The following is a 15693-nucleotide window of genomic DNA, read 5'->3' as shown; positions in this document are numbered from 1 at the left end:
GCTACAGAAGTAGTTGGATCATGTCGCCTTGAACGCGCGCTTCGATCATTCGCAGAGCAATACGAGCAGGGGCAGCGCGCGCGGCCCCTGTGCGCGCGTCGAAAAGACCCTGATGCAAAGGACATTCGATATGCGTGCCATCAAAATACCCATCACACAGATTGGCAGCGCCATGGGTGCAGCGCGCGTAAGCGGCAGTGATGCCATTTTCGGAGTCAAAGATCGCGAGTTCGCGGGTGCCGAGGGTCACAGGTGTTGCATCACCTTTTAGCAAGTCAGCGAGCGGCAATGCGTCTTGCCAGCTTTTCTCACGCGCCATTATGTGCATCAGCGCGGGTTGCGCGTCCTGTGAGTTGGCGCAAAATGTCGATGTGCGCGCCTAGATATCCGCGCGGTTCGACCTCGATCACGTGTTTGATTTTCTCGTGCAGTTTTGGAAGCGCATAGTAGGGAACGGACGACGCATAATGATGTTCCGCATGGTAGTTCATGTTCCAACTGAGGAACTGCATGTGGCGCATCACATAGTTGGTGCGCGTGTTCTCTGTCATCTCGCGAATGCAGGGTTTGCCCACATGTTCGGTCATGCGAATGAAGCGCATCACAGGTTCGCCTAGAACAACGGGAAGCCACCAGAACCAAATAGGCGCCCACCAATTCGTGAGCGCACATGTCGCAATAATGGCGGCGTAGAGCATCAGCATGATGCGGGCTTCCCAAATGATTGTTGCGTGCTCTTCCTTGGGGACGAAATGCTTTTCTTGATCGCTCAGATGCCCGCGTGTGTGCAGGAAAAGTTCGGTGAACTTGTTGCGCCAATAGGGGATGGAGGAGAGATACCAGAAATACCCAGCGAGGGTTTTTGGCAGGGGGATCAACTCAGGGTCATCGCCGTGAATTTGTGTATGTGTGTGGTGGTCGCAATGCTCATAGCGGAAATGGCGGCTGGGCAGCATGATGATGAAACCGCAAATATTGCCGACCACATCGTTGAGCCAGCGGGTTTTGAACACTGTGTAATGACAACATTCATGTTGAAGCGAAAAGTGGTGCACGAGGATGACGCCGTGCACGAACATCGCGGGCCAGATCCATAGGAAATTGTAGGCAAGTGCAATAAGGGTCGAGGTGACGCAAAGCGCAGCGATCCAGATGGCGAGATGGATGAACGCAGGGGTGTTTGAGCGCTGCATCAGCGCTTTGAGCTCTGCGCGCGTGAGGGTCCCGTCGTTTAGCGCTTGTGTGACGGGGGTGAGAACGGCTTGTGTCACGTTGGGCTTATCCTTGACCGGCGGTTTGTTCGCGATGATGATCTTACAGAAGAATTTAGGCGCAACAATGCGAAGTAAAGGGATCACGATGAAAACTGCGATAGCTGCGAGCATTGATCTGGATGCGATGGGTCGAAATGTGGGCGATTTGCGGGTGAAGTGGTCGGATAATTCTGTGCCGCTTGGCTATCACCCTGTGCCGATCATTAGCTTGAAGAACGGTGATGGCCCTGTGGCGTTGATGATTGCGGGAACGCATGGAGACGAGTTTGAAGGGCCGTCTGCAATGATGCGTTTGGCGAATGATCTCAAGCCCGAAGAGATCAGTGGACAAATTATAATTGTGCCAGCTTTGAATGCTCCTGCTGTGCGTTTGTCTGAGCGGTGTTCGCCGCTGGATGATGTGAACTTGAACCGCGCGTTTCCAGGGGATCCGCTTGGGAGTATCTCGCAGCAGATTGCTTATTATGTTGAAACGGAATTGATGCCACGCGCGGATATTGCGGTGGATTTACATTCTGGCGGGAAAGCGTCGTTTTTCGCGCCTTGTACGTTGGCGACGCGCACGAAGGATACGGAATTATATGCAGCGAACTTGGAATTGGCGCGCGTGTTTGGATTGCCGCTGATTTGGGTTCTAGGCAGTTTCAACGATGCGCGTTCGCTTAATTCTGCTGCGGAGCGGGCAGGGGTGGCGATGATTGCCACGGAGCTTGGCGGTGGCGGTGGCGTCGATCCTGATATCACCAATCTGACCGAGCAGGGCTTGTATAATATGTTGCGCAGTCGAGGGATATTGAAAGGCGATGTTGCGCCGCGTGCGGATGTTGAGATGGTAGAGATCACCGCAGCGGAGCATAGCTTGAACGCCAAGAGCGAGGGTGTCTTTGATCGCGTCGCGTGTGCAGGTATGCGGGTCAAAGTAGGCGATATTGCGGGGCGGTTCCATTTTGCATTGGAACCTGAGCGTGCCTCAGAGGAGGTTCGGTTTAGCCACGATGGCATGGTGCTTGCCCATACCAATCGCGGCTATGTGCAGCGTGGTGATATGTTGATGATCGTTGTGCAGGATGTGGACAATTAGGGTTGTTCCAACCGCCTGAACAGCATCGAAAGGCCGAAGCAGATAGCGAAGTAGAAGGCAGCAGCGACGAGCCATGCTTCGAATATCATACGTGTCGAGGCGACGAGCTCGACGGTTTTGAACGTCAAATCTGGCACGGAAATGAGCGAGACGAGTGAGCTGTCTTTGACCAATGTGATGAATTGGTTCGCCATTGGCGGCAGCACTTTGCGCATGGCTTGTGGTAAGACGATGTAGCGCATTTCCTGAAAGCGGCTCATCCCGATAGAGCGCGCGGCTTCGCGTTGGCCTTTATCGACAGATTGAATACCTGCACGCACGATTTCCCCGACGAATGCGCTTTGGAATAATCCAAGGACGATGACGCCAGAAATGAGGGCAGGGAAGCGCCGCATGTCACCGAAGAAAAAGGTCCAGATTGCGTTGTCGTCACTGCGCGCGATTTCGCGTGCCCAACGCTCCATATTGAGGGCTTGGATCAGTTGTTCAGATAGGAAAAAGAAGAAGATAAAGATGACAACGACAGGGGGGACATTGCGCAGAAATTCGAGATATGTCCGCGCGAGCATGCGCACGGCAAGGTTGGCAGAGCAGCGCGCAACCCCGAGGATAACGCCAAGAATGAGCGCAAGAATGCTGGCGTAGATGGAGATGCGAATGGTCGCCACGAGGCCTTGAATCAACAGGTTGGCGACCCAGCGTTCTTGATCTTCGCGGTAGCGGAAAATGTAGTTCGGGATTTTCTCCCAGCGCCAATTATAGTTAAGCGTGCCGCCAATGCGTTGGATCACAAAGACCACAGCAACAAGCACAAGCGCTACGATAACGTAGTCGAGCCAGTGAAGTCGTTTGAGGAATTTTTGCATCTAAGTGGGCTTTCGAGAGAGGGGAGCGGAGGGCGACTTAACGCCCATCCGCTTTGTTAGGGTCTGATACTACTCAGCGACTTGGTCTTTCCAGTCTTCGCCGCGGAACCAATAATCGTGGCGTTCTTTCAACCAGCCTGTACGTGTTTTCGTACCGATCCAGTTGTTGAAGAAGTTCTCTGCATCCGGATCACCCTTGCGCATTGCAAAGGCCTCGCCGCCCGCTTGGAACGCTTCATCAAACGGTACATAAAGCGTGTCGGGGTAGCGGCGCGCACCCTCTGACGGTGTTGGCTCCGAGGCCATTGTCGCGTGCGCGTTGCCATTGAGAACCTCTTGCGTGGCTGCGCCATCCTCATCGAACAAGAGCAGTTCTGCTTCTGGGAACATATCAGCAATTACAGCCGCTGGCGTTGCGCCACGGCGGGCTGCGAATGTCACGTCTGCGGAGTTATAATCCTCAAGCGCGAAACCATCGGTCATTGCTTTGTTCGCCAAGATCGTCATGCCGGAGTACGCATAGGGGTCAGAGAAATTGACCGTCAGGTTACGCTGGGGTGTGATCGACATGCCGGAAATGATGACGTCGAATTTGCCGGATACAAGAGCAGGGATGATGCCATCCCAAGAGGTCGGAACAAACTCGACTTCGACGCCCATGTCTTTGGCCAATTCACGGCCTACGTCCAGCTCGAAACCGACGAGTTCGCCGTTGAGGTCGCGCATGGACCAAGGGCGGAAGATGGACAGGCCGATTTTGATCACGCCGTCTTGTTTGATGCTTTCAATCACAGAGCCGCTAGAAAGCGATTGCTGCGTGCTTTGCGCGGAAGCGGGCAGGGCGAGCGAGAGCGCTGCTGCTGATGCAAGCGCGAGGCCTGCGAAGCGTCTGGTGAATGTCATGGGTATTCTCCTTGGTTGGGTTTACTAAGTATTAACTACAATTGAACGGCGTATTTCTTTTCCACTTGCGAGACGCCGATAGAAAGAAGCAGGGTCACGACCATGTAGACCGCCGCGATGGTGAACCAAATTTCAAAGCTCATATACGTGTCGGAAATCAGGTTGCGCCCAATGGTTGTGAGTTCGGCGACAGCAATGACGCTGACGATGGCAGAGCTTTTGATCAGATGCACAACTTCGCCCGTCATAGGCGGAAGCATGAAGCGGACCGATTGCGGCAGGATGATGTAGCGGTAAGCTTGGGATTTGGACATGCCGATGGATGTCGCGCCTTCCCATTGGCCCTTGGGGATCGCGTTGATGCCTGCGCGGAAGATTTCCGAGATGAGTGCGGCGTGAAAGACGGCAAGGCAGAGCACGCTGGCGGTGTAGCGGTCCAGTGAAAAGACAGGACCAAGGACATAGTAAAAGAGATAGAGCAGAACCAGCAGTGGCATGTTGCGCAGGAATTCGAGCAGCGCGATGGAAAGGCCGCGACCGATCACAAGATCGGAGAGGCGCAAGAGCGCGATCAGCAAGCCTAAGAGCGTAGCAAGCGCGAAAGCGGTGATCGAAAGCTGGATGGTTTTGCCAAGTCCGATCATGATCTCGCCCAGCTGGAAGCCATCATCGGTGAGTGTGTAGAAGTACTGCGGCATTCGATACCATTGCCAATTATAGCCCATCGCTTGCGCGCCGGCGTATGCGCCATAAATGATCAGCCACATCACAAACGCATAAACCGCGACTGAGACGGGAACCGAGTTCAGCATTTTCTTGAGTGTCAGAGGTTTGGCGCGCGTCCTCATCTGTTAGTGATCCAGAATCTGACCAAGGAAGAGTTTGAGGCGTTCGCTATCGGGGTTTGTGAAGAATTTCTCTGGTGTGGCGGTTTCAACGATGCGTCCCGCTTCCATAAACACCATGCGATCCGCGACCTTGCGCGCGAAACCCATCTCGTGCGTGACGCAAACCATCGTTATGCCCGTATCGGCAAGCTCGACCATAACATCGAGCACTTCATTGATCATTTCAGGATCAAGGGCGGAGGTCGGTTCATCAAACAGCATGATCCGTGTTTCCATGCAAAGCGACCGCGCGATGGCGACGCGTTGCTGCTGACCACCGGAAAGCTGTGCGGGATATTTGTCGGCCTGCTCTGGGATGTGAACGCGCTCTAAATACTCGCGCGCGCGCTTTTCAGCCTCTGCCTTAGCGATCTTGCGCACTTTCATCGGACCGATGGTCAGGTTTTCGAGGATCGTCAGATGCGGGAACAGATTGAACTGTTGAAAGACCATGCCCACTTCTTGGCGCAGGGTTTTCAGATGTTTGCTGTCTTCTTCAACAGAAATCCCGTCAACGATAATCTCGCCCGCATCGTGGAATTCTAACCCGTTGAGGCAGCGAATAAGCGTGGACTTGCCTGAGCCGGAAGGGCCGCAAATTACGATGCGTTCGCCCTGGTTCACGGTCAGATCAACGTCGCTCAGCGCTTTGAAATCGCCATAAAATTTGTCGACTTTTGAGACGTGGATCATCTCTGCCGCAGGTGTATCTGAATCAAAAGTGTCAACTTGCATAGACACTAGTTTAGAGCCTGATGTCACATCGGCAAGGACTAAGCGAGCATTTGTTATGATATTTATTAGCTGAGCTAATGTTTTTAAGTGCATCAGCGTGACAGGTATAAATACGTGATTTTACAGGTTTTTTGAGCTTAAGCGCGTGCCTCCTGCAGTAGCCAATCGCGAAATGCGAGGACGGAAGGGGAGTCCAACGCTTCGTGTTTACAGACAAACCAATAGGAGAACTGTGAGTGCGCAAATTCAGGAAATGGATGAACTAACATGCCAGCCTGTAGGGCGTCTGCAACCAAGGGCCCACGTCCCATTGCGATGCCAGAGCCGCTGATTGCGGCTTGGACCACCATATTGGCTTGGCCAAATTTACGAGTGCGCGGGGAGTGGGGCAGTTTGACGCCGACCTCTTTTGCCCAGAACGCCCAGCTCGACAGATGGTCGGGGATGTCCATCGTATCAAGCAGCATCACATGTTTGGCGATGTCATCAACGCTGTGAATATGTGCCGCAAGTTCAGGTGCACAGACAGGGGACATCGTTTCCGACATCAGCGTCTGCGCATGCATCTTGGGAAACCCACCAGCGCTGTAGGACAGGATCACATCAGCATCGCTGGTGTTTGGCGCTTGAGAGGTGGGATCACTGGAGAGCGAGATTGGGATCGTAGGATATGCGGCATCAAAGCGGAACAGGCGGGGTAAGAGCCAGATAAAGCCGAAACCGGGGGGTGTGGCGACAAGCAAACCCTCGCGCTCGGTGTTTTTGCTGTCACGCAGCTCATCGCAAAGCTGTTGCACAGTGCCAAATCCTGCGCGCACGGCTTGCGCGAGCCGCGCGCCTTGATCTGTAGGGATGGTCTGGCGACTACGCCGGATCAAGAGTGGATGACCGAGCCACTCTTCGAGTTGTTTGACATGTTGACTGACGGCGCTTTGAGTGACGTTGAGGTCTTGTGCGGCGCGCCCAAATCCTTCCAAACGCACGACGGCTTCAAGAGTACGCAAGGCGTTGTAGGGAAGGGTCTTTAACATGCCCGCAAAGCTACGGGTTCTGGTGGGTGGAGCAAGCGAAATCGCGCAAGCCATTAGACAATCTAATGAAAAGAAAGCTGTTTGAGGATTGGCATTCGCCCTACGCGCATTAAGCTACTTCAAAAGGAACAGGGAGCGCATCATGTATTTACGCAATTGCTGGTATGTTGCGGGGTGGAGCAAGGATTACGAACGTACGCTCAAGCCACAAATGCTGTTGGGTGAAGAGATCGTGTTTTATCGTCAAGCCGATGGCACGCCTGTGGCGCTGGAAGATGCATGTCCACATCGCAAACTGCCGCTTTCTATGGGGGCGCTAGAAGGGGATACGGTCGTTTGTGGTTATCATGGCCTGACGTTTGATTGCACAGGCAAGTGCACTGATAGCCCGACGCAACGCGGGATGACGCCGCGCCGTGCGCGGGTGCGCAGCTATCCTGTTGTGGATCGCTACCGTTTGCTTTGGATTTGGATGGGGGATCCCGACAAGGCTGACCCTGACGAGATTTTCGAGATCGAGAATTTTGACAACCCAAAGTGGGGTTCCACTGACGGTGGCGTTCTACCGATTGCCTGCAACTATCTGTGGGTCGTGGATAACTTGCTGGACCCGAGCCATGTTGCGTGGGTGCACGTCAGTTCATTCGCGGGGGGTGGAACCGATAGCGCGCCCCTTGATATGGAAAAGACAGAGCGCGGTGTTATCGTGTCGCGCTGGATTTATGACCAACCCCCGTCGCCTTATTACAAAGACCTTGTGCGCTTTGAGGGCAACTGCGATCGCAAGCAGCACTACGAGATGTGTTTCCCCGCGATTGCCTTGAACAAGTCGGTCTACACGCCTGTTGGCACGGGCGGTCCGGGCAAGCCCGAGGTGGCGCAAACCTATCTTAACATTTCATATAACTTCATGACGCCTGTGGATGAGAACAACACGCAATACGTTTGGTTCCAACACCGCAACACGGACCCTGATGATGCTGAAATTTCAAAGGTCATGAACGCAGGCGCGCTCATGGCGTTTCAAGAGGACAAAGCGATCTTGGAGAAGGTGCATAAAGGCATGGCGGCGATGCACACGCCTAATATTGATCTAGGTTTGGATCTGGGCGCAAAGACGTTTCGTCAAGCATTACAGCGACGTATTGATGCGGAATGAGACTTGTGCAGTATAATGGCTAATATGTAAGCCTAGACGGTCTTAACTGTACCGCTCAAAGCCCCAAAATACCCCGCGCCTCAGCAGTTGTTGCTACAGGGCGTTCGTATTTCTCGCACAGTGCAACGGTGCGTTGAACCAAAGCGGCATTGGACGGGGCGAGGGTGTTTTTGTCGAGGCGGATGTTGTCCTCTAGGCCCGTACGGGCGTGGCCGCCTGTGGAAATCGCCCACTCATTCACCACGATTTGCTGAGGACCGACACCAGCAGCGCACCATGGCGCATCAGCGCCGAAGAGACGCTCAACAGTCGCGCGGTAGAAGTCGAACACAGCGCGATCTGCGGGCATGGCGTTTTTCACACCCATCACGAACTGCACATAAGGCGTGCCTACAAGTTGCCCGCGTTTGTGCATCAAAGCGGCGTGAAAGATGTGGGAAAGATCGAAGGCTTCGATCTCGGGCTTTACGTTGTATTTGATCATCTCGGAGGAAAGCCAATCGACCAGATCGGGGCTGTTCTCATACACACGTGTTGGGAAGTTGTTGGAGCCTACGGTGAGCGATGCCATCTCTGGACGCAGGGGCAACATACCGCCGCGTTCCCGACCTGCACCAGAACGCCCGCCAGTAGAGAGTTGCACAATCATATCAGGGCAATGCGTCTTGATGCCTTCCATCAGCGCGGCGTAGCGATCTGGGTCGGCAGTTGGCTTGCCCTCGTCATCGCGCACATGGCAATGGGCGATGCTTGCGCCCGCCTCGTAAGCCGCATGAGTGCTTTCGATCTGTTCAGATAGCGTAACAGGCACTGCCGGATTGTCCGCTTGCGTGGGCACAGAGCCGGTGATCGCAACGCAGATAATGCAAGGGTCAGACATGGGTTTATCCTAACGGAAAGACGCCGCTGTTTCAGGCAACCAGAGCGCAATGCCGGGTACAAGAAACACCAGAATGATCAGGACGAATTGTGCAATCACAAAGGGGATCACGCCGATGTAAATCGAGGAGAGTTTGACGTCTGGCACCATGCCTTTGATGACAAAAACATTCATACCAATCGGTGGTGTGATCAGGCCCAGCTCTACCACCATCACAACGATGATGCCGAACCACACCGGGTCAAACCCAAGGTCTGTGATGATCGGGAAGAAGATTGGCACCGTCAAAAGGATCATCGCAAGCGCATCAAGGAAGCAGCCCATCACAAGATACATCAACAAGATGATCGCCATGATCGCCATAGGATGCATATCAAGACCAGAGACAAAGCCAGACAGCGCCGCTGCGATGCCGGAGAAGACCATCAGATTGTTCAGTGTCAAAGCACCGATAAGAATGGTGAAGATCATCGCGGTGGTCGTCACCGTCTCCATCAACGCTTCGCGCGTGTTGGCCAAGGTCATGCGGCCCCTGAGGGCGGAGATAACAAAGGCGCCAACAGCGCCGATCCCTGCGGCCTCAGTAGGGGTGAACACGCCGAAATAGATGCCACCGATGACGATAGCGAAAAGCAGAATAATCGCCCACGTGCGGCCAAGTGCTTCGAACTTTTCTTTCGTCGTGGCTTTTTCACCAGCAGGGCCGATGTCAGGATAAATGCGTGTCACAATGACGATGACCAGCATGAACCCAAGGATGGTGAGAACACCAGGTAGAAAGCCCGCGATGAACAGATCCCCGATCGAGGTTTCCGTTAGAACACCGTAAAGCACAAGCACAACAGAAGGCGGAATAAGAATACCAATGATGCCGCCCGCAGCGACAGACCCTGTGGCAAGGCTTTCGCCATATTTGTAGCGTTTCATTTCAGGCAGTGCGACTTTGGACATTGTCGCAGCCGTTGCGACGGAAGAGCCGCAGATCGCTGCAAATGCTCCACACGCGCCAACAGTTGCGAGCGCAAGACCACCGCGAAACGCGCCCATCCAAGCGTTGAACGCACCATAGAGTTCTTTGGACAGGCCAGAGCGCGATGCAACCGCACCCATCAAGACAAACAGTGGCACGATCGAAAGATCGTAGGTCACGGTCGTTTCGTAAACTGTCGTACCAAAGAGCGATAAAGACGGGCCAAAGCCGATAATCATCGACATACCCGCAAGGCCACAAATACCCATGGCAAAGCCAATAGGTACAGTGAGAATAAGCATAACGAAGAGAACGATGAACGTCAGCGTGCCAATTGTAATCGGGTCCATCAGTCTTCCAAATCTGGGGCTAGCGGGTGTGTGTGGCCCTGAATGCTAGGAATGAAGAATTGCACAAGTGCGATGAAAGCAGCAACGCTTGCGGCGCAGGCCATCAAGATCACGACCGGCCAGACGGGAAGGAACAGAACGTCTGTTGCAAGCCCGTCTTCATAGAATTTTATGCCACGGTCCCAAAGGCGCCAGGCTACAAGCGTGATGAACACCACCGCGCTGAGCGCAGCAATCATCGCAAATATGCGCTGCACAATTTTAGGCACCACAGTATCAAGCACGTCTACCGCGATATGCCCGCGATCAAGCGTTGTTATCGCAAGACCAAAGAGCACCAAAAGCCCCATGCCCAGTTGTATCATTTCCACCGCAAAGGTGATCGGAGCGTTAAAGAAATAACGCCCAACAACATCAACAAAGGTGATCAGCATCACTGCAATCAACACGACACAAGCAAATGCGGCCAATGCTTTGGACAAGGATTTCAACAGATTTTCCAAGGGGGCCCCTCACGAAAAAGAATGGCGCCAGAGCTGGTCTGGCGCCATATTTTCACTTTAGCGATTAGTTAGTGCCTGAGTACTTGGCAACTGTCGCTTTGAAGTCTTCCAGCAGAGCTGCGCCATCAAGGCCCGCAGCGTTTGCTTTTTCGACCCATGCATCATTCATGAATGCAATCTTGTCGCTCCAGCGCTGAAGCTCTTCGCCCTCAAGCTTGTGGAATACGCCACCTTGCTCTTCTGCAAGTTTACGGCCCACTGCGTCCGCGTCATCCCAGCCTTTGCCAAAGATTTTCGCACCAGCAACGCCACCAAGGTCTGTCAGCACTTTCTTGTGCTCATCAGACAGGCTGTCAAACTTTGCAGGGTTCATCATCACAGCGAATGGTGTTGTGTACAGACCACCAGGAATTTCGAGGTGATAGTTCACCAGCTCACCCAAACGGAAACCACCGATGGACTCGAATGGGAACATTGCACCATCTGCAACACCCTTTTGGATCGCTTCATACGCTTGTGTCGCTGGCAGAGCCACTGGCGTCGCGCCAAGTGCTTCACCCATGCGAACACCGCCACCGCCAACCCGCAGCTTTACGCCTGCGAGGTCTTCAAGCGTTTTGATTGGCTCTTTGGAGTGGATCGCACCCGGGCCATGCACGAACATGGTGATGATTTTGACGTCTTTGAACTCTTTGTCGAAGCCGATGTTGCGGTCATACCAGTCATACGCCGCCTGGCTGCCGATTTCGCCGTTTGGTGACAGGAACGGAAGCTCTGCACCGCGCAGAATTTCGAACGGGCCAGGTGTGTACGCCACAACGTGATAGGACATATCTGCCGCGCCATCGCGCACAACGTCGTACTGGCCTGGTGGCTTTGCGATCGGCGCTGGGTCGATCTTGATCTTAAGCGTACCGCCGGATGCTTCTTCCACAGCTGCGATCCATGCAGGCAGGGTTGTCGCAGTATGGTGATGCTTGGGTGGCAGCCATGTGGACATGCGCAGCGTTACTGTTTCGGCAAACGCCGCTGTCGCACCAAGGCTGAACGCGAGCGCGCCGGCAACCAAGCTGGTTTTCATTAGTGTTCTACGTTTCATTTTGTTTTTCCTCCCAGAAAATTTCGTTTGCTGTTTTACCATGCTTTGGCACCGCAACTTTATGACTCGCAGCAAACACCATCTTTGCAAGGTCAGCAATACAGATTCGTTACTTGTTTTGTCGTAGGGTCTCTAAGTGTGTAACAAGATCATGCGCCGTCTTCCAAGCAATCTGTTGAATGTCTTGCGGGCTCAACTCAGCAGGGGCGAGCGCGTGGGCATAAGGATCATCCTTGAAGATCGGATAATCAGACCCGAGCATAATGCGATCTGCGCCAAAAAGTTTGACTGCTGCCTCAAGCGCGCGAGGGCCGAGAGAGGCGCAATCGTACCAGATCCGGCGCAAACGCTCTGTCGGGAAAGGCGCGTCAGCATTGCGGTGGCGTGCGATGCTCTCAAGCCGCTCAAAGATGAAAGGAAGCGTTCCGCCAAGGTTCACCACTTGGAACGTCACACGAGGATAAGCATCGAGCATGTCGGAGAGGATCACAGTCAATGCCACCTGTGCGGCACTGTTTTGCAGATCAAGCGCAGACAGGCGATATTGCATATGATCACTTGGGCGGGCAGGGGGTTCCTCTCCAACTTTTAGGCCCGGATGCAGCATAATATGACAACCATATGTGTTGGCCGCCTCAAGCAGGGGGCGCATCTCTTCCATGTCACCGAGCGTGTTGAAATAATTTGACGGTAGGATGATCCCGATCAACCCGAGGTCACGGCGAATGCGGATCACCTCAGCACAGGCGAGATCCATATCTGCAAGCGGTACGCCTGCGAGGCCGATGAGAGCGCCATCAGTTTTTGTGCCAAGATCTGCAAGATGGTCGTTGAATGCATAGATTGCTGTTGCGATCTCTTCTGCGGGTAACAGATCAACCCCCAATGCGCCTGGAAAAGTAAGCATACGATGGGTCAGTCCTTGGGCTTTCATCTGCGCAAGGCCAACCCTGTGATCATAGTAATCTGCGGTAAACGGAAACGCGCCGTTCATCGCAATCATATTCAATGATCCGTCCTCTGCTTCGCGCAGAAAAGGTCGTTTGTCACGGGCTGCAATCACCTCTCGCAAACCACCGCCGTAATAGTGCGAATGCATATCGATGCGAAAATGATCGTTGCTCATACGCGCGCCCTTAAATGCGAAAAACCGCAGCGCCCTAATGGGAGCCGCGGTTCAACTTAACTTAGCCAGTTGCTAAAACGAAAGTCTTTTACAGACCCCATTTCGCCGCTGTTGTTTCAAAGAAGCCTTGTGTCTTTTTCAGCTCAACCCATGAGTTCACGTAGTTGATCCAAACTTGGTCAGCTTGTGGCAACAACATCGCGATAGGCGTTGGTGCGCGCGCGCTTTCCACAGCAACCTGCTGCACGTTCGGGAACTTTTTCACCAGCGTTGAGCCCTCAATGTTGGATGTGATGAAAACATCCGCACGGCCTGACAGCACTTCTTGATAACCACGTGCGGGCGCTTCTACGACTGTGATTTGCGCATCAGGGAACCACTCGCGTACGAGCTTTTCGAATGTCGTGCCCAGTGTTGTGGCGACCTTGACGTCCGCCATGTTGATGCTGTCCCAGCTGCTGAAACGATCTGCTTTGTCTGCTGTTGTGAACGGCAAGATCTCAACAGAGATATAGCTGTTGGAATAACCTGCCGCTTTGAGACGTGCAGGGCTGATCGAAGCAGATCCAGTCATGTGATAGTTGCCCGCGACAACGCCGTTCACCAGTGTTTTCCAATCCGTTGGTACGAACTCAACCTCAACACCAAGGTCCGCACCCAGCTGCGTCATCACATCGATGTCGAAACCTACATAAGAGTTTGTCGCCGGGTCGCGCACAGACATCGGGTTCCAGTCACCGGTTGTGCCGACTTTCAGAACGCCGCCCGACAGAATTTCGTTCAAAGCTGATTGCGCGCTTGCAGGTGCGCCGACAAGCGCCGTCATGCAGGCGGCTACAACGCCCAATTTTTTGAATAGGTTCATCATTTTCTCCGATACCTTCGCGCGGAAAGCGCTTTTGTGAGTGTCAATTTCTGTTGACATGTTTTAAATCGTTTATCGCGAACTTCAAGGAGCGCAGGATGAGTAAAACGGGCGATGCTATTGAAATTAGCAATCTCAACAAGTGGTACGGCGACTATCAGGCGCTTAAAAACATTGATCTAAAAGTCGCCCACGGTGAACGTATTGTTGTGTGTGGCCCGTCAGGTTCTGGCAAATCCACCTTGATCCGTTGCGTGAATTCGTTGGAAGAGCACGACAGCGGCCGCATCGTCGTTGATGGTATCGAAATGATCGACAACGCATCCATCAACGCTATCCGCTCTGAGGTTGGCATGGTCTTTCAACAGTTCAATCTGTTTCCGCATCTCACGATCCTGCAAAATCTGATGCTTGGCCCAATGAAAGCACGCGGAATGAGCAAAGCGGACGCGGAAGAGCGCGCGATGAAATACCTTGAGCGCGTGCGCATTCCTGATCAAGCGCACAAGAAGCCAAGCGAGCTTTCCGGTGGCCAGCAACAACGCGTCGCGATTGCGCGCTCCTTGTGTATGGAACCCAAGATCATGCTCTTTGATGAGCCGACATCGGCGCTTGATCCCGAAATGATTTCCGAAGTGCTCGACGTGATTGTCGACCTTGCCGAGGAGGGTATGACGATGATCGTTGTCACCCACGAGATGGGATTTGCACGACGCGCGGCGGATCGAATGATCTTTATGGATCACGGTGAAGTGATTGAGACAGGCACGCCCACCGAATTTTTCGAAGCGCCCAAGACCGAGCGCTGCAAACAGTTCCTCAGCCAAATCTTGCAGCACTAAGGATGACCCTTATGAACACACGAAATATCTTTTTGTTCGGCTGCCTGATCTTTGTGGCGGGCTGTAGTTCAGCCCCTGGGACATGGGGCTGGTACGTCATCGACCCGCGCACGACCTCTGGCTACAACAACATCCGCTTCTTGCTGAACGGCTTCGGCGCAACGATCCTTTTGTCCGTGATCGCAGCGGCCATGTCGATGATCATCGGCATGATGGTCGCACTGCCCGGCATGTCGAGCAACCGCTGGATCAGATTGCCCTCGCGCATCTACATCGAATTCGTGCGCGCCATTCCTTTGCTGCCGATGCTGTTCTGGGTGTTCTATGGATTGCCTGTGGTGCTCAAATCCATGGGCATCAACGTCAGCATCGACGCCTTCTGGGGCGCGATTATCACTTTGGCCATCTCTGATTCTGCGTTCACTGCTGAAATCTACCGCTCTGGAATCCAATCCATCGCGAAGGGGCAAACAGAGGCGGCGAAAACCGTTGGTTTGAATTACCGCCAAACGATGCGTTATGTAATCCTCCCCCAAGCGATCCGCCGCATATTGCCGCCTTTGGCGAACCAATTCATCTACATCGTAAAAATGTCAGCTTTTGCGTCGGTGATCGGGATGCAGGAATTAACCCGTCGCGCCAATGAGCTAGTGGTAACAGAGTACCGTCCTTTGGAGATTTATACGCTGCTGATTTTGGAGTATTTGGTATTGGTGTTGATCATCAGCTTCTTCGTGCGCTGGCTCGAGCGGAAGATGGGGTCGGATGAGAGCAGATAAGCGTTGGTAATATTGGCCTAGTGCGTCAGCTGTGCAGCCTGTACTTAAGGTAAGTGAAATGACGCTACAAAAGACCTGAGACTCATGCTTCCTCGATTGAAATTACTGTGGTCGCAACACCGTATAGCTTTGTTGGCATTCATTTCTGCGCTCTGCGTAGCGGTATATTTCGGGGTGAAGGCGGTCACTGCCGCGATATATTGGAACGATCCACGCCATCAGGATCAAACGCTCGCGCCATGGATGACCCCTCGCTATGTTGCGCAGTCTTATGGCATCCCGCCCAGCGTGCTGGGTCCTGCGCTCTTCTTTCAACCGAATGAGCCTCCCCGCCGTCTTAGGC

At 53.5% G+C, this 15693-nt stretch carries 17 protein-coding genes; 4 read left to right on the top strand and 13 right to left on the bottom strand.

The genetic code is table 11. The annotated features are described in order from the left end of the window. Window position 1: 1 nt before the first annotated feature. Both ACTG3Z_RS15380 and ACTG3Z_RS15375 read right to left on the bottom strand, forming a co-directional pair. Window positions 2-319: a Rieske 2Fe-2S domain-containing protein gene (locus ACTG3Z_RS15380; RefSeq protein ID WP_439143912.1), complete on the bottom strand. Its 318-nt coding sequence runs from the start codon at window positions 317-319 to the stop codon at window positions 2-4. Next, entirely contained in the window at window positions 309-1271 is a 963-nt protein-coding gene (locus tag ACTG3Z_RS15375) for a fatty acid desaturase family protein (protein WP_439143911.1), read from the bottom strand. The genes ACTG3Z_RS15380 and ACTG3Z_RS15375 overlap by 11 nt, the downstream gene beginning before the upstream one ends. A gap of 88 nt (window positions 1272-1359) precedes the next feature. Here ACTG3Z_RS15375 and ACTG3Z_RS15370 point away from each other — a divergent pair, with 88 nt between their 5' ends. After that, a complete protein-coding gene (locus ACTG3Z_RS15370) occupies window positions 1360-2355 on the top strand; it encodes a succinylglutamate desuccinylase/aspartoacylase family protein (RefSeq protein ID WP_439143910.1) in 996 nt (331 codons plus the stop codon). Here ACTG3Z_RS15370 and ACTG3Z_RS15365 read toward each other — a convergent pair. The 5 genes from ACTG3Z_RS15365 to ACTG3Z_RS15345 all read right to left on the bottom strand — a co-directional run bounded on the left by ACTG3Z_RS15365 (window position 2352) and on the right by ACTG3Z_RS15345 (window position 6777). Further along, window positions 2352-3221, bottom strand: coding sequence for an amino acid ABC transporter permease (locus ACTG3Z_RS15365; RefSeq protein ID WP_439143909.1), 870 nt, complete (start codon window positions 3219-3221; stop codon window positions 2352-2354). The genes ACTG3Z_RS15370 and ACTG3Z_RS15365 overlap by 4 nt on opposite strands. Before the next feature lie 69 nt (window positions 3222-3290). Continuing rightward, window positions 3291-4124 (bottom strand): transporter substrate-binding domain-containing protein, encoded by an 834-nt coding sequence (locus tag ACTG3Z_RS15360; RefSeq protein ID WP_439143908.1) that lies wholly within the window; start codon window positions 4122-4124, stop codon window positions 3291-3293. Window positions 4125-4159: 35 nt separating this feature from the next. After that, window positions 4160-4972 carry an amino acid ABC transporter permease gene (locus tag ACTG3Z_RS15355; RefSeq protein ID WP_439143907.1) on the bottom strand — a complete coding sequence of 271 codons (813 nt, stop codon included), beginning with the start codon at window positions 4970-4972 and terminating at the stop codon, window positions 4160-4162. A 3-nt stretch (window positions 4973-4975) separates the two neighbouring features. Next, window positions 4976-5704: an amino acid ABC transporter ATP-binding protein gene (locus ACTG3Z_RS15350; RefSeq protein ID WP_439143934.1), complete on the bottom strand. Its 729-nt coding sequence runs from the start codon at window positions 5702-5704 to the stop codon at window positions 4976-4978. 179 nt (window positions 5705-5883) lie between these two features. Continuing rightward, complete coding sequence (locus ACTG3Z_RS15345) at window positions 5884-6777, bottom strand: LysR substrate-binding domain-containing protein (RefSeq protein WP_439143906.1); 894 nt, start codon at window positions 6775-6777, stop codon at window positions 5884-5886. A 142-nt stretch (window positions 6778-6919) separates the two neighbouring features. Between ACTG3Z_RS15345 and ACTG3Z_RS15340 the strand changes: the two genes are divergently transcribed. Continuing rightward, the gene (locus ACTG3Z_RS15340; protein ID WP_439143905.1) at window positions 6920-7936 is read left to right on the top strand and encodes an aromatic ring-hydroxylating dioxygenase subunit alpha; all 1017 of its coding nucleotides are present in this window, start codon (window positions 6920-6922) and stop codon (window positions 7934-7936) included. A 55-nt stretch (window positions 7937-7991) separates the two neighbouring features. Here ACTG3Z_RS15340 and ACTG3Z_RS15335 read toward each other — a convergent pair whose 3' ends face one another. The 6 genes from ACTG3Z_RS15335 to ACTG3Z_RS15310 all read right to left on the bottom strand — a co-directional run bounded on the left by ACTG3Z_RS15335 (window position 7992) and on the right by ACTG3Z_RS15310 (window position 13729). Beyond that, window positions 7992-8816, bottom strand: a complete 825-nt coding sequence (locus ACTG3Z_RS15335) for a 3-keto-5-aminohexanoate cleavage protein (RefSeq protein WP_439143904.1) — start codon at window positions 8814-8816, stop codon at window positions 7992-7994. 9 nt (window positions 8817-8825) lie between these two features. Then, entirely contained in the window at window positions 8826-10136 is a 1311-nt protein-coding gene (locus ACTG3Z_RS15330; protein ID WP_439143903.1) for a TRAP transporter large permease, read from the bottom strand. Next, complete coding sequence (locus ACTG3Z_RS15325) at window positions 10136-10639, bottom strand: TRAP transporter small permease (RefSeq protein ID WP_439143902.1); 504 nt, start codon at window positions 10637-10639, stop codon at window positions 10136-10138. Before ACTG3Z_RS15325 ends, ACTG3Z_RS15330 begins: the two co-directional genes overlap by 1 nt. A 64-nt stretch (window positions 10640-10703) precedes the next feature. Further along, the gene (locus ACTG3Z_RS15320; RefSeq protein WP_375267068.1) at window positions 10704-11738 is read right to left on the bottom strand and encodes a TRAP transporter substrate-binding protein; all 1035 of its coding nucleotides are present in this window, start codon (window positions 11736-11738) and stop codon (window positions 10704-10706) included. Window positions 11739-11847: 109 nt separating this feature from the next. Beyond that, window positions 11848-12864 (bottom strand): amidohydrolase family protein, encoded by a 1017-nt coding sequence (locus tag ACTG3Z_RS15315; protein ID WP_439143901.1) that lies wholly within the window; start codon window positions 12862-12864, stop codon window positions 11848-11850. Window positions 12865-12952: 88 nt separating this feature from the next. Further along, on the bottom strand, window positions 12953-13729 hold the full coding sequence (locus ACTG3Z_RS15310) for a transporter substrate-binding domain-containing protein (RefSeq protein WP_439143900.1): 777 nt from the start codon (window positions 13727-13729) through the stop codon (window positions 12953-12955). A 98-nt stretch (window positions 13730-13827) separates the two neighbouring features. Between ACTG3Z_RS15310 and ACTG3Z_RS15305 the strand changes: the two genes are divergently transcribed. After that, entirely contained in the window at window positions 13828-14571 is a 744-nt protein-coding gene (locus tag ACTG3Z_RS15305; protein ID WP_439143899.1) for an amino acid ABC transporter ATP-binding protein, read from the top strand. Between the two features lie 11 nt (window positions 14572-14582). Next, window positions 14583-15350 carry an amino acid ABC transporter permease gene (locus ACTG3Z_RS15300; RefSeq protein ID WP_439143898.1) on the top strand — a complete coding sequence of 256 codons (768 nt, stop codon included), beginning with the start codon at window positions 14583-14585 and terminating at the stop codon, window positions 15348-15350. Window positions 15351-15693: the final 343 nt, after the last annotated feature.

Origin of the sequence: Planktotalea sp., from assembly GCF_965659345.1 — a bacterium.
GTDB lineage: Bacteria > Pseudomonadota > Alphaproteobacteria > Rhodobacterales > Rhodobacteraceae > Planktotalea.
This window is presented reverse-complemented; position numbering and strand designations above follow the sequence as displayed.